Origin of the sequence: Acinetobacter sp. YH12117, assembly GCF_013418865.1 — a bacterium.
GTDB classification, from domain to species: Bacteria; Pseudomonadota; Gammaproteobacteria; order Pseudomonadales; family Moraxellaceae; genus Acinetobacter; species Acinetobacter indicus.
The window spans coordinates 1-14,479 of record NZ_VPBF01000018.1 but is presented as its reverse complement, the minus strand read 5'-3'; the positions used below and the strand labels follow the sequence as shown (position 1 = coordinate 14,479).

13 protein-coding genes are annotated in these 14,479 nt (G+C 46.9%); 3 read left to right on the top strand and 10 right to left on the bottom strand.

What is annotated here, in order from left to right; translation table 11 throughout:
• Positions 1 to 38: 38 nt before the first annotated feature.
• The gene (locus FTU55_RS08170) at positions 39 to 1,046 is read right to left on the bottom strand and encodes a GTP-binding protein (RefSeq protein ID WP_180046752.1); all 1,008 of its coding nucleotides are present in this window, start codon (positions 1,044 to 1,046) and stop codon (positions 39 to 41) included.
• 456 nt (positions 1,047 to 1,502) lie between these two features.
• Between FTU55_RS08170 and FTU55_RS08165 the strand changes: the two genes are divergently transcribed.
• Both FTU55_RS08165 and FTU55_RS08160 read left to right on the top strand, forming a co-directional pair.
• Positions 1,503 to 1,715, top strand: a complete 213-nt coding sequence (locus FTU55_RS08165) for a hypothetical protein (protein WP_104471182.1) — start codon at positions 1,503 to 1,505, stop codon at positions 1,713 to 1,715.
• A 313-nt stretch (positions 1,716 to 2,028) separates the two neighbouring features.
• Positions 2,029 to 3,633 (top strand): bifunctional 3-(3-hydroxy-phenyl)propionate/3-hydroxycinnamic acid hydroxylase, encoded by a 1,605-nt coding sequence (locus FTU55_RS08160; RefSeq protein ID WP_180046750.1) that lies wholly within the window; start codon positions 2,029 to 2,031, stop codon positions 3,631 to 3,633.
• Between the two features lie 70 nt (positions 3,634 to 3,703).
• On the opposite strand, the gene FTU55_RS08155 is transcribed toward FTU55_RS08160, so the two are convergent.
• From FTU55_RS08155 to FTU55_RS08125, 7 genes are all read right to left on the bottom strand, one after another.
• Positions 3,704 to 4,321, bottom strand: coding sequence for a glutathione S-transferase family protein (locus FTU55_RS08155; protein ID WP_005179481.1), 618 nt, complete (start codon positions 4,319 to 4,321; stop codon positions 3,704 to 3,706).
• Positions 4,322 to 4,466: 145 nt separating this feature from the next.
• Positions 4,467 to 5,360: a LysR substrate-binding domain-containing protein gene (locus FTU55_RS08150; protein WP_005179483.1), complete on the bottom strand. Its 894-nt coding sequence runs from the start codon at positions 5,358 to 5,360 to the stop codon at positions 4,467 to 4,469.
• Between the two features lie 11 nt (positions 5,361 to 5,371).
• Entirely contained in the window at positions 5,372 to 6,571 is a 1,200-nt protein-coding gene (locus tag FTU55_RS08145; protein WP_168370091.1) for an MFS transporter, read from the bottom strand.
• A gap of 4 nt (positions 6,572 to 6,575) precedes the next feature.
• Entirely contained in the window at positions 6,576 to 7,157 is a 582-nt protein-coding gene (locus FTU55_RS08140) for a TetR/AcrR family transcriptional regulator (protein WP_104488704.1), read from the bottom strand.
• Between the two features lie 153 nt (positions 7,158 to 7,310).
• On the bottom strand, positions 7,311 to 7,826 hold the full coding sequence (locus FTU55_RS08135) for an acyl-CoA thioesterase (protein ID WP_005179490.1): 516 nt from the start codon (positions 7,824 to 7,826) through the stop codon (positions 7,311 to 7,313).
• A 286-nt stretch (positions 7,827 to 8,112) separates the two neighbouring features.
• Positions 8,113 to 8,292 carry a hypothetical protein gene (locus tag FTU55_RS08130; RefSeq protein ID WP_225876368.1) on the bottom strand — a complete coding sequence of 60 codons (180 nt, stop codon included), beginning with the start codon at positions 8,290 to 8,292 and terminating at the stop codon, positions 8,113 to 8,115.
• A 269-nt stretch (positions 8,293 to 8,561) separates the two neighbouring features.
• Complete coding sequence (locus tag FTU55_RS08125) at positions 8,562 to 9,593, bottom strand: patatin-like phospholipase family protein (RefSeq protein WP_180046748.1); 1,032 nt, start codon at positions 9,591 to 9,593, stop codon at positions 8,562 to 8,564.
• A gap of 129 nt (positions 9,594 to 9,722) precedes the next feature.
• On the opposite strand from FTU55_RS08125, the gene chrA reads away from it, so the two are divergent.
• Entirely contained in the window at positions 9,723 to 10,922 is a 1,200-nt protein-coding gene (gene chrA, locus FTU55_RS08120) for a chromate efflux transporter (RefSeq protein ID WP_180046746.1), read from the top strand.
• Positions 10,923 to 10,988: 66 nt separating this feature from the next.
• On the opposite strand, the gene FTU55_RS08115 is transcribed toward chrA, so the two are convergent.
• Both FTU55_RS08115 and gltS read right to left on the bottom strand, forming a co-directional pair.
• Positions 10,989 to 12,464 (bottom strand): sodium:alanine symporter family protein, encoded by a 1,476-nt coding sequence (locus FTU55_RS08115; RefSeq protein WP_168408426.1) that lies wholly within the window; start codon positions 12,462 to 12,464, stop codon positions 10,989 to 10,991.
• 74 nt (positions 12,465 to 12,538) lie between these two features.
• Positions 12,539 to 13,777 (bottom strand): sodium/glutamate symporter, encoded by a 1,239-nt coding sequence (gene gltS, locus FTU55_RS08110; protein ID WP_180046744.1) that lies wholly within the window; start codon positions 13,775 to 13,777, stop codon positions 12,539 to 12,541.
• Between the last annotated feature and the right edge of the window lie 702 nt (positions 13,778 to 14,479).

The following is a 14,479-nucleotide window of genomic DNA, read 5'->3' as shown; positions in this document are numbered from 1 at the left end:
TAGCATATCGGATTTTGCTGCCCCGTGCTGAACAGATTCTAGGCAGTATTGTCAATACGACAGGCCAGCAGCTGTTCCTCAAACGCGCTCCAGTCCCGGGCGTTACGATAAATCAGCTCGATCCGGTTATCGGTATTTTCGGGCGATGACTGATAGTTAAATTGCTGCGGATTGAAATTAAAGGTTTTCCAGCCCTGATTGGTGTGAAAAATTGCTTTAATCCGCAACCAGTCCTGCTGCTCACAGAGCAGATCCAGCAATGCATAAAAGTCAAATTGCCAGCGCCGGGAAAATTTCCAGCCGGCCACCGAATACCCCTGCGCCGTTTCCACATAATGATAGGGCAACTGTTTAATTTCCGGCAGCTCTGCCTGTGCCGGCAGTGTGCGTTGCAGCTGCAATAAAGGCTGGATTTTACGCTGGATGCCGACATGGGCCAGATCAATTTCAGCCAATGGCAGCTGACCGTTTTCAGCAGCTAGCCAGCGCGGTGCATAGGCCTGATATTCCTGCTTTAATTTTTCCAGGCCCTGTTCATCTGCCGGCTGCATCTGATCCGGATGTGAAATCACAATAATCTGGGCGGCTTTTAACTGGTCGGTATACAGGTTTTGCTGGGTCCAGTCGGCATCGTGCAAACGTGAACCATCCACCACCGTGACCAAGGCGCGCATATCCAGATGGCTGTGCCAGTGCGGTTCGGTCAGCTGTTCCAGTAATTGCAGCGGATGGCCCAATCCGGTAGGTTCAATAAACAGCCGGTCGGGCTTGGCTTCATCTAGCAAGCGTGACAAGGCAATCTGCATTGGTAACTGGCTGCTGCAACATAAACAGCCACCGAGCAGTTCCTTAATTTCAAAACCTTCACTTTGCGGCAAAATCTGCTGGTCGATGCCGATCTGGCCAAATTCGTTCATCAACACCGCCCAGACTTCCTGCTCCGGTTTTTGACGCAGCAATTGCTGTAACAGCGTGGTTTTCCCGGCTCCCAGAAAACCGGAAATAATATGGGTTGGAACGGCGCATGTCGGTGCAATCAGTTTCACAGGTCTACTCTTTGGCTGGGCAACGTTTGCATGCTATGCAAGATTGCCATGTGGTTCAAGCCAGCACTGCGGCTTTCTGGCTGAGATTTTTTCAGCTTGAGCCAGAAAATGCGCCTACCTTTGCTATCTTTTAGAAAAATTTAATTACATTTATCTGCCCGCAGTTTTTTCCTGTAACGCTGCAATATCGGTAGCAATGTAATTTTATTTATCTCGGCATGGGGATAGTTCGAGCTATCTCCTCTGTAAGTTCGCCGATTTTAGATGCAAAAAACGGTAAATTCTTACCCAATTGCTACATTTTCTTCATTCATGTAGAGCCAATGTTAAGCAGATTTTTTGCTTTGTTGCTTCGATTGCTCAATCTCCTACTGCGGCATAGCATGAAGCCTGTCCTCGATGCAGGTGATGTGCATACGAGGTCAACTCTAAAATGAATATTAAAGGATGCCTAACATGAAATTAACTCAAATTTTACTTGCGACCACGTTTGCGGCTGCTACCGCAACCACTTTTGCTGCACCGGCAGCACCAGCCAATACCCAAACTGAAGACAAAGTGATTGTCAGCACCCAGGAGCAGCCAGCAGCAGCGGCCAATGCCGGGGCAGCAGATCAGCCTGCGTCTGAAGCCGTATCAAGCGATGACAAAGAAAAAACTGCACGTTAATAGTTACCATACTGTGCGTTGCTATTTTTGATGGCAGCACCGTATTAAATACCATTGTGTGAAGGTGAAACCGCTTTGATGCGGTTTCACTTTTTTATGGAAATGGTCTTTTTACTATAGAAATAAATGATCGTAACATCATCCTGAATGATTGTATTTTTATTATAAATATTCATCTAATCAACAAATTATAAAAATCATCTTATTTACTATCCTCTACAGTCGACCTCTGTTTCCACTATGGCATAACTTGTTGAATCCCAGCCTTTCACCGTTAATGGACGTTAATCTGACGTGATGGATGGACCTCGCGATGAACACAACAAACTATACAACTGAAGTGGCAATTCTGGGTGCCGGTCCGGTCGGCTTAACCATCGCCAACTATTTAAGCAAACAAGGTATTCAGGTGATGGTGGTGGAACAGCTGGATCGCCTGATTGATTACCCACGCGCCATCGGGATTGATGATGAATCGTTGCGGACTATTCAGTCTTTAGGTCTGGTCGATCAGGTCTTGCCACATACCACGCCCAATCATGCCATGCGCTTTCTTACCCCAAAAGGCCGCTGCTTCGCCGATATTCAACCGCTGACCCGCGAATTTGGTTTCTCGCGCCGTAATGCCTTTATCCAGCCGCAGGTTGATCAGGTGCTGTTAAACGGCTTGACCCAATATGAACAGACCCAAGTGCTTTTTTCCCGGGAACTGACCGAATTTATTCAGGATGCCAACGGCGTGACGCTCAAACTGCATACCCGTGAGGGTCAGCAGGAAGTGATTCAGGCACAATATCTGATTGCCTGCGATGGCGGCAATTCTCTGGTACGCCGTCGTCTGAATATTGCCTTTGATGGTAAAACAGCTCCGAACCAGTGGATTGTGATTGATATTGATAATGACCCACTGGCCACGCCGCATATTTATCTGTGCTGTGACCCGGTGCGTCCTTATGTGTCCGCCGCCCTGCCGCATGGCATCCGCCGTTTCGAATTTATGGTGATGCCGGGCGAAACCCAGGAAGAACTGAGCAAACCGGAAAATATCGCCAAGTTACTGTCTAAAGTCTTGCCAACCACCGATGGTATCGAGGTCATTCGCCAGCGTGTCTATACCCACAATGCGCGTATTGCCGAAAAATTCCGTGTCGGCCGGATTTTACTGGCCGGTGATGCAGCACATATTATGCCGGTGTGGCAGGGTCAGGGCTATAACAGCGGCATGCGTGATGCCTTTAACCTGGCCTGGAAAATGGCGCTGGTGATTCAGGGCAAAGCCGCTGCCGAGCTGCTCGATTCATACCAGATTGAACGTAAAGACCATGCCAAAGCCATGATTGATTTATCGGTGATGGCCGGGCATGTGCTGGCACCGCCAAAACAATGGCAAGGTATTATCCGTGATGGTATTTCCTATGTGCTGAATTACATCAAGCCCATTAAACAGTATTTGCTGGAAATGCGCTTTAAGCCGATGCCGAAATATCAGGATGGCGCCCTGTTGCCACAAACCGATAAACACTCGCCGGTCGGTAAAATGTTTATTCAGCCGCAGGTACAACTGGCCTCAGGTGAAACGGTGCTGCTGGATGACGTACTGGGCAATGACTTTGCGATTATCGCCTGGGGGGTTGATCCAAAATGGGGACTGTCTGACAGCAGCATGCAGCAATGGCAGAAACTGGGGGTGAAATTTATTCAGGTAATTCCTGCGGTGCAGCTCAAACATCCACAGCCGAAACACTCTGCAGATGTGATTACCATTGGTGATCTGGGCACAGAAATTCGCAGCTGGTTTGGCAAAACCACAGGCTCGGTGGTAATTTTACGCCCTGACCGTTTCGTTGCGGCGCTGGCAATTCCGCAAACCCTGGAAAGTACCAGTCAGCAACTGTTCCAGAAACTGCATGCCCAATAAGATGAACCCTTCAAAAAACCACGCTCAGGCGTGGTTTTTTGCTATTCGCGCTCATGTTCATGCCGCTGTTTCAATGCTGATCCAGCTGCTGAAACCAGATCACCTGACTTAAGGATGGCCGCTGCGCCATCCATTGCAGATACGGCCGGAATTCTTCCAGATAAGGAATGGCCTTCAGAGCAATGGCATAGGCCAGCCAGTACGCCAGATACAAATCTGCGGCACTCATACGCTCACCGAGCAAATAGGGGTTGGCCTGCTGCAGTCCCTGTTTTAAAAACGCCATCAGATCTTCCGGCAATCCCATCCCTAAACCGCGTTTATGCTGTTCGAGCTGGGCCTGACTGATCTGGAAATTGCTCAAGTCAATCCATTCGGTTAATGGGCCATGACAGAAAAATAGCCATTTGAAATAGGCGCCGCGCTGCGGATCATCCAGGGCCGGGGCCAAACCTTGTTCAAAGAAATGATCAGCCAGATAGGCAAAAATTGCCGGGGTTTCACTAATAAAAACCGGGCCATCGACCAGTAGCGGCACTTTGCCCAAAGGATTCATGGCCCGATACTCTGGCTGTTGCAGATCTTCCCAACTGACCTGAATAATCTCGATCTGATCCTGAATCTGCAACTCCTGTAATAGCGGCATCAGGGTCTGACCACGTGATTGAGGATGCGTATACAGTTGCATGTGGAGTTCCTCGACAGCATCAATGCTTATATTTTAAGCTTGCTGTCCGGCGAGAAACGCTGTTGATTTGTGTCCATCTTTAACGGCTTCACCAATTTTAAAAAACCGGCTGCGCCGATATGCAGTTAGGCGTAACACACACGCTTTAGCCAAAATCCATATAAAACTGCGCTTTTAACACTTTTAAAATCAGCTCAATCGCTTCGCTGCGATGTTGTTTGCGATAGCTGGCATAGAGGCCAATCATCGGCAGTGGCTCTAATGTATTTTTCACCACAATTTTATCGCCAAGTAGCGGAATCACATAAGCGGGCACCAGACTCCAGCCGACGCCCATCCCGACCAGATTAACGTTCATCAGGATATTGGTGGAATGCTGCACCACATGAATCTCCAGCCTGGACTGCTTTAAAAAGTCCTGAATAATTTTGTACAGCTGCGGTGAGGCGTGCTCATCACTAATCACAAAATCCTGCTGCTGAAAACTTTTGATGCTGATATGTTTTAAGCTGGCCGCCGGAGAATCTTTCGGCACAATCAGGGTCAGTGGTTCATCAAAAATCTGGATTGACTCAAACGCTCCAGATTCATCTGGATAGCGGGTAAAAGCAATATCAATTTCCGCCCGACTTAAGGCCTTAAACTGCTCGGCATCCGGCAGGCTATGAAAATGGATTTTTAAATCGGGAAACTGGGCGCGAATATTCGGCATGATATAAGGAAACACTTTCATTTCAGCCACCGGCACAAAGCCGATATTCAGCTGTGCTTTCTGTGCCTGTGCCACTTGCCGCGCTTCCTGAATGGCTTTGTCGGCATAGTCCAGACACAAACGCGCCTGCTTTAAAAAGGCCTCGCCTTCTGGAGTCAGTTCCACTTTACGGTTGGAACGCAGCAATAACTGTACCCCGACCTCCTGTTCCAGATCTTTAATTTGCTGGCTTAAAGATGGCTGCACGGTATACATTCTGGCTGCGGCCCGGGTAAAGTTCAGCTCTTCTGCCACCGCAACAAAATAACGTAAATGTCTTAATTCCATGTTGAAGCCTCTTAGGGAGCCTGACGCAAGGTTGGTGTGACCATGGCTTTGTAAAGCAGCAAGGTCAACAGCACCAGCACGGCGCAGAGTAAATAGGTCAGCTGGAAGCCCATCCAGGCAATCAGGATGCCCATCAGCACGGAACCGAGTGCCAGCCCCAGATCAAACAGGGTAAAGAACGTTGAAATCGCATGACCCATGCGCTGTTTATTGACCGTTTGAATGGCCACGGTTTGCAGACACGGAAACAAGGTGCCGTAGCCAATACCAATAAACACCGCCGACAGCCATAAAATCCACGGATTAGATAAAAAGCTGACAATCACCAGTCCCATGGCAAAACACACAAAGGACGGATACATCACCGCACTTGGACCTTTACGATCATAACGCTTGCCGACCCACGGCCGCACCACAATCATGGACACAGCAAAGACCACAAAGAACAGACTGGTATAGGCCAGTAACTGCTTGGCTTCACTATAGGCAGTAATAAAACTGATCACGCTGGAATAGGCCAAGGCAGTCAGCATGGCCACCAGCCCCACCGGAATGACCCGGGTTTCGACAATATCATGCAGGCTCAGCCGGGGTTTCGTGGCAGATGGATCAGACAGATTAGCTGGTTTGACCCGATCATCCTGCAGTTTCAGGCTAAGGCAGAACAGAAAACCCATCGCCATAATCACTGCCAGCACGGCAAACAACACCCGAAAACTGGTGAACTGGATGGTGGTTAAGGCAATTAAAGGCCCAAAAACCACGCCCAAATTGGTCGACATCACAAAATAACCAATGCCCTCGCCTTTACGCGCTTCTGGAATAAAGTCACTGGCCACCGGCACCGCCACCGTGGTTAAAATACTGAACCAGATGCCATGTAAAAAACGCACCAGCAGCAGGCTCCACATGCTGTCAATCCAGATATAGCAAAAGGCAAACAGCACAAAGCACAGCTCAGAACCACGAAAAGACAGTTTCTTGCCCAGCTTTTCCACGATTAAACCGGAAAACGGCCGGATGGCAATCGAGGACACCAGAAACAGGGTCAGAGCCAAACCGGCTTCTTTGACCGTGCCGCCCAGATCATTCATGATATAAATTGGTAATACGGCTAGCAGGGCAAAATAATAAACAAACAGAAACAGGTTATTGAAAAGACACAGAATAAATGCACGATTCCATAATGCAGCAGAACTTTGAGCAGACATAGGCTTAGCGCTCCTGCGCATCAATAAGCGGCTGAACCCGGACTGGTGCCAGCACCATCTCAATCAGCTGCTGAATATAGTCGGCATCGGGCATCCGGTTAAAGAAAATAATCTGGTAATGAATCGGTGCATATAGCGTGTCGAGCATCAGTTCAAACGGATACTGCGCCACAATTTCGCCACGCTGAATCGCCAGCTGAATCAGCTTGCGCATCTGTTCACGCCGTGGCAGCAAATATTCACGAAAAAATGCTGCGGCAGTTTCACGCTGCTCGGCCATCACCACCAGTACCGCCCGCCCAACCTGATGGTTCAGCGCCTGACTCAGCTTAAACAATTGCTGGGTCAGGTTAAACTGCAAAGACTGGCTAAAGTCGAGTTCAAAAATCGAGGCGGTTTGCAGCTTAAAGGCATCGAACACCAGTTCGGATTTATGTTTCCACCAGCGGTAGATGGTCGATTTCCCCACACCGGCCCGCGTGGCAATATCCTCAATGGTCAGATGGCTATAGTCATACTCTGCCAGTGCCTCGACCACAGCATTTAAAATACATTGCTGCCGCCGTGATGATTTTTCAGTTTCCATACCCAGCCCAAAACGAAACGATACGTATCGTTTTATAATAAGCCAGTTGGTGCCGGCTGGCGAGTGATTCTTTTGTCGTCTGGTATGAAAAAATTTGGCAATAAAAAAAGACCTGAAATTTCAGGTCTTTCTTCAACACAGTGAAAGTCAGACTTAAATCGACTTCTTGTAAATACTGCAAGATGGATGAGTACCTTCCTGTAAACGCGCCACTTTACGCTGTTCTGCCGCTTCAAAACGGCAGCGTTTCCAGTCATTGTCCAGATTTAAGGCCGGCACCTGTTTGGGTTTGCCCTGCTCATCAACTGCGACCATGGTGAAATAGCAGCTGTTGGTATGACGCACGGTGCGTTTTTGAATATTCTGCGCTTCGACGCGAATGCCAATTTCCATGGAAGTACGGCCTACATGGTTTACACTGGCCAGGAACGTCACCAACTCGCCGACATGAATTGGTTCCTTAAAGTTCACTTTATCTACCGAAAGTGTCACCACATAGCTGCCTGAATAACGGCTGGCACAGGCATAAGCCACCTGATCCAGTAATTTTAGAATTGTTCCCCCATGAACATTACCGGAAAAGTTTGCCATATCTGGCGTCATTAACACCGACATGGTTAATTCAGATTGATCTTCTAAGATGGGTTTAAGCTGATCTAATGGGGACATCTTGTTTTCGGCTCTTATAAAAGACAGGATATGTGAATATTATTATATCGTTTTTAACACAAATTAAATGTTCAATTCGGCAATAAAGTCATCATTATTATTTATGGTGATTGGGGTATTATTTAGAAAAATATATAGTGTTTTGCGCTATTACTTGAATTTTCAATTATTTATCCACATCCCGACACCACTTGAACAGGATTTCAGCAGGCGCGTCAGGAGGTGGATTTTTTCCATTCGGGCAGATGAGTTCAGCCCAAAATTGGACTTTTTACTGCCTGAGCTTTTAAGCCGGGTTGATATGACGCAACATTTCCGGCGACACGTGACCATAATTTAAAACATTTTGTACATCGAGCTGGGCTTCAATTTCATAGGAACCATCGGCATTAATTTTTTTAATGGTAAAAATAATTTGTTCCATGTTGGCCAGTTGTACAGATTGTCCAATGTGTAATTGCTTCATGCTCATGCCCTGCTCAGTTTTAGCTTCTAAGATAAATCGTTATATTCTGATGCGGCCAGTATAAGAGCTTTATTAACAACAGGTAAACTTAAATAGCTGAATTAAAATACACTTATATATAAACTTTAAATATTAATCACAACCTTTTGAGCATGAATCGAAATCCCTTTATTGAATAACATCAGGCAATTAACGCCAAAAGCAAATTGCGATATGAGCATTCTTGCCATTTTTATTCGACTTAAGTTATAGAAAAAACCGGCAGCATTCTAGCGCCCCGAATGTATCTCAACAGTATTTTGTTGCAGGTTATAGGTTTGAATCCGGTGACCATCGGCATAGCCTTTATGCTGATAGACCTGCGAAATCTGCCCCAGCTTGCCATAGGCGGCGACTACACCGGCCTGCATGGTGGCTTCGCGGCCCTGCACATCAAAAATATGTGCTTTTTCGCGTAAATCTGGCTGAATTACAATATCGGCATGTTTCAGCTCTTCCTGAGCCAGATGCTTCTGCATGATATTAATATTCTGGTTAAACAGCCCCCAGACATGGGTGGTTTCGGTATACATCGGCTGGGCCAGAATATCGACCGCAATCACAATGTCCGCACCCAGTTCGCGGGCGACATTTACCGGCACCGGACTGACCAGTCCACCATCGACATATTCGGCATCGGCAATTCGGGTCGGAATAAACATGCTTGGAATGGACACCGAAGCCCGTACTGCCTGTCCGGTATTGCCGGCATTAAATACCACTTTCTTGCCCTGTTTTAATTCAGTGGCCACCACATACATCGGAATTGGCAGCTGCTCTAACGGCAACTGGTTGACCTGCGTATTGACATAGTTCTCGACTTTTTTGCCATCGAAGAAGCCTTTCATATCCAGCTTGATGTCACGGACATCATTGGCCTTCATGTTCAGGGCAATCTGACGCAGCTCATGCGCGCTTTTGCCGCTGGCATAAATCGACCCGACAATACTGCCGGCACTGGTCCCGACGATAAAATCCGGACGGATGCCATTTTGTTCCAGCACTTCAATTACGCCAATATGGGCATAACCGCGCGCGCCGCCGCTGCCCAGCACCAAGGCAATGACCGGGTCCTGTCCGGTATATTGCGGCAACGTTTTAAAGTTCATGCGTGCGTTCTGCTGGCTGGCCTCTGCCATTGCCGGGGTTGCCATTAATTGGGAGGACACCCGCTGATGCTGTTCTGGCAGATGCTGACAGGCGCCTAAGGTCAGCATGACTGCCCCCATCACACTGATAAAGCCAAGATTTTTATTCAACATGGATTCCTCGATCTGAACTCGACAGGCCTGCTGTAGTCTAAGGAGATTTTCTGCAGTGCATTGTTTAAATTCGTTAAACTGTCATCTGCTCAGTTTAAACTTAAGTCGGGTTTTTTAAAATTCTAGCCAATGTCTTCTTTATCTTATTCACAGATTTTTCTGATTTTCTTTAAGCTGGGATGCTTATCTTTTGGGGGCCCAGCCGCGCATCTGGTGTTTTTTCACCAGACTTTTGTGCAGCGTTTGCACTGGCTCAAAGATGAAGACTATGCCCAGGTCGTCGCTTTAGCGCAACTGTTGCCCGGCCCGACCAGCAGTCAGGTTGGACTGGCCATTGGCTATTTAAAACGTGGCTATTTAGGCTCGGTGGTGGCCTGGCTGGGTTTTACCCTGCCCTCGGCCTTGCTGATGACCCTACTGGCCTTTATCGGTCAGCAGTTATTCCCGTGGATCAGTTCGGCTTATTTTCATGCCATTCAACTGATTGTACTGGCGGTAGTGTTCTGGGCCTTCTGGCAAATGCTGCAAAGCTTTTGCAAAAGCTGGTGGCAATACCTGCTGATGCTTGTGTCTGCGCTTATGATCTGGTTCCTGCCCTTGTCATATAACCAGATTTTGGTGATTGTGCTGGCTGGTCTGGCCGGCATGTGGATTGCCAAAGCACAACCTCAAAGCGGCAGTCATACCACGCCGAGTTTTCAGCTGGAACAGCGCAGTTTCGGCTCGACTACACTCTGGCTAATCTTATTTATCTGTCCATTTCTGCTGCTCGGTGCGCTGAACTGGATCAATCCGAATCTGCTGGCTGAAGGCTTTTTAGGCTTTTATCAGTCTGCTGCACTGGTCTTTGGTGGTGGGCATATTATTTTACCGCTGCTGCATCAGGACTTTGTCAGTACCGGCATGATCTCAGCCCAGCAGTTTGATTTAGGCTATGCCTTTGCCCAGCTCATGCCGGGTCCTTTATTCAGCTTTGCCAGCTATGTCGGCTATTTTCTGGATTTAACTGCCTATCCTGTGCTGAACGCGATCATTGCCACCATCGCCATTTTCCTGCCCTCGTTCTTTCTGATTTTTGCTACCCTGCCGCATTGGTCCTGGCTGATGCATCAGGACAAAATCAAACATGCGGTGATTGGTATTAATGCCGCGGTGGTGGGTTTATTGCTCGCGCTCATTGTTGATATGGGACAGGATTATTTAACATCAGTGCTGGATCTGGCGTTTGTGATGTTTGTGATTGTTTTACTGAAAAGCAAACTGCCGGTGTGGATCAGCCTGATCGGCAGCTTTGGCGTATATATGGGTTTGCTGTCTTTGCTAAGCTAAAGCATCTAAAAGATAACCTGCTATTAATAAAACAACAGCCTCATGATGAGGCTGTTATTGTTTGTATTACCAGATATCGGAATTAACCCGGTCTTTAAATTTAGGATGATTGTCCAGTTTAAATTCCGGCTCTTTCACGCCACGCTTCAGCTGTGCTTTGAAGTCTTTTAGCAACATCAGCACAAATGGCGTCAGCAGTAAAATGGCAAACAGGTTGATGGTGGCCATCACGCCCATAAACAGATCAGCCATCGACCAGATCAGTGGTACGGTAGCAATCGCGCCGAAATACACCATAAACAGCACCAGCAAACGGAAAATCAGCATGATCTTGCGGTTATTGTTAATAAACTGCACGTTACCTTCGGCATAGGCGTAGTTCCCAATAATCGACGAATAAGCAAACATAAACAGGATAATGGCCAGGAAGTCATCGCCCCAATGGCCAATCTGGCTTTCCAGCGCCATCTGGGTCAGGGTCACCCCTTCAAAACCGGCATTCTGATATAAACCGGAAGACAAAATGATGATTGCGGTACATGAACAGACAATAAAGGTGTCCACGAATACGCCCAGCATCTGTACCAGTCCCTGATTGACCGGATGTTTTACATCCGACACAGCAGCCGCGTTTGGTACAGAACCCATCCCCGCTTCATTGGAGAACAGACCACGCTTGATGCCCATCATCATCGCCATCGACACCATCGCCCCAAAGAAACCACCGGCAGCGGCATCAAACTCAAAGGCCTTGCTGAAAATCAGGCGGAAAATATCCGGAATAATCGGTATATTAATCACTGCGATATATAGCGCCACCACGAGATATAACAGCGCCATAATCGGGACAAACTTCTCTGCGACTTTGGCAATACGTTTAATCCCGCCAAAAATAATCATGGCGGTCATGACGACCAGAACCAGCCCCAACCAGGACAGTTCAAAACTGAATGCACCCATTGGCACAGTCAGATTGGCCTGATTCCAGCCCCAGGCATGTGATGTGGCACTGATAATCGAGTTGGCCTGCACCGCGTTAAACACGAAACCGTAAGTTAAAATCAGGGCAACCGCAAATACTACACCCAGCCATTTCTGTTTCAGGCCTTGGGTAATGTAATAGGCCGGACCACCACGGAACTGTTGGTTGCTGGTATCACGCACCTTAAATAGCTGCGCCAGTGAAGATTCGACAAAGGCCGAACTCATGCCTAAAAATGCGGTAAACCACATCCAGAACACCGCACCCGGACCACCAATCGCAATCGCAATCGCAACACCGGCAACGTTACCGACCCCGACCCGACTGGCCAAACCGGTCACAAGGGCCTGAAATGGGGTAATCCCATAACTGTCTTCGCCTTTTTTACGGCTCGACCTCATAGCTTTAATACTGTGCCAGAACAGGCGAATTTGTACAGCGCCGGTGATCAGGGTATAAAATATCCCGACACCGACCAGAAAGATCACCAGAAAATCCCACAGCGGGGTATTTAGAAGCGTCACCCAGGACATTAGGGTTTCATTTAATTGTTCATTCATTTTTTCGCACCCTTTGCTGATTGAGTCATCCTAAAAAGAAAAGCCTTTTAACAAGGCTTTTCCACTCAAATTACTTAAACAAAAAACTTAAGAATGACTTGAATGACAGTCGCATTAATCAAGTCGACAAAGAAAGCACCACACAGCGGTACAATCAGGAAGGCTTTATGAGAAGCACCGTACATATTGGTAATGGCCTGCATGTTGGCAACCGCAGTAGGTGTTGCACCCATACCAAAACCACAGTGACCCGCAGCCAGTACAGCAGCATCGTAGTTTTTACCCATAACACGGAAGGTAATGAAGGCCGCATACAAGGCCATGGTGATGGTTTGCGCGCCTAGAATGACCATTAGCGGGCCCGCCAGATCTGCCAGTTGCCATAATTTCAATGACAGCAATGCCATCGCCAAATATAAAGACAATGATGCATTACCAAATACGTCAATCGCACGGTCAAAAATAGTGACTTTGAAAATACCTTCTAATACGTTACGCAGAATTACCCCACCAGCCAAAGCCCAGACGAAAGTTGGCAACTCAAACAGCGTACCTTTGGCATAACCAGTCATAAAATCGGCAAAGGCCAGACAGGTTGCAAATAAACCTAAAGTGGTAATGGCATTGTCTGCGGTAATTAAACGCACCTGATGCGGATATTCAAATGGTACAAACTCACCCGGTACCGGTTCAACTGGCGTATTGTCACGCTGTTCAATTTGTGCATCGGTCCGTGGTGTAGCCAACTGATAACGGTTGATCAGCAGTTTGGCCAATGGCCCACCAATAATACCGCCAATAATCAGACCGAAGGTCGCACTGGCCATCCCCAGGGCCAAAGCACCCTGAATACCATGTTCAACCTCAAGGATTTCACCCCATGCACCCGCAGTCCCGTGACCACCGGTTAAGCTAATGGAACCGGCAATCATACCAATTAGCGGATCAATGCCCAATACTGTCGCCAGACTAATCCCGACAAAGTTTTGTACAATGATGAATAGTGAAATTGCGATCAGAAAGATCACCAGACCAATACCGCCTTCACGCAGTTTGGCAAAGTTGGCACTTAAACCGATGGAGGCAAAGAAAATCAGCATAAAACTGGTTTGTAGCGCACTACTGGTGGTAATGCTGTAGCCCCAGAAATTATGCACGATTAAAGACACTACCGCAGCGACCAAACCGCCCGCGACAGGTTCCGGGATGTTGTAACGTCTTAGAAAATCAATATTGTTAACTAAAAAACGTCCTAAAAGGAGAACGATTACAGCCGCAATTAAGGTGTAAAACGCATTAAAAGTAAATTCCATGGCAATATCCATTTAATATGGTCAATGCTTATTGTTTTCCGGTTCTGATTATTTAAACCTGATGATATAAGCACCTTTTATGATAAGGCTGCTCTGTTTAATTTAAATAAACGGGAAAACTCTGCAATATGAATAATGTAAATCAGAAAAAGTTCTGAGTTGGCGATGAAGCATCTGAGCTGGAGCGCAAGACTCAGCTTCGCTCCTCAAATTCATATCAACCGGCACTGCCTGAAAAAGAGGGAGTGAAAAATAAAATACAGACACTTCAGTGGCAGGGTAATGTCAGGCTGAAATCTCTGAATAGGCTTACTATAGAAAGATAATCTCATATAGGCTCCTAAACATAGAAAATGCATTGCTTCATGTAGCCAACAAATACATCTTAATTCATAGAAAAAGCTGAACAATACAGCTTAAAAAATCGCACATTATGCATCTTTTTCTCTAAAAATCTTTATTTTTTTAACGCTATTCGCTATTAGTCTAACTTATTGCTTTTAACTATAAATTTAAGCAACTGAATTTAAAATTGTTTTTTTTAAAATGGTAAATAAAAAAAAGAGGTGGCAAGCCCACTGCTGTCCCATAGTTTGCTTTAAATAAAAAAACCTGAGTCCTAACAGTTAAAATATGAGTGTAAACAAACACTTTAACGACCAGGATTCAGGTTTTGTCACATCAGAATACCGTATTTCATGA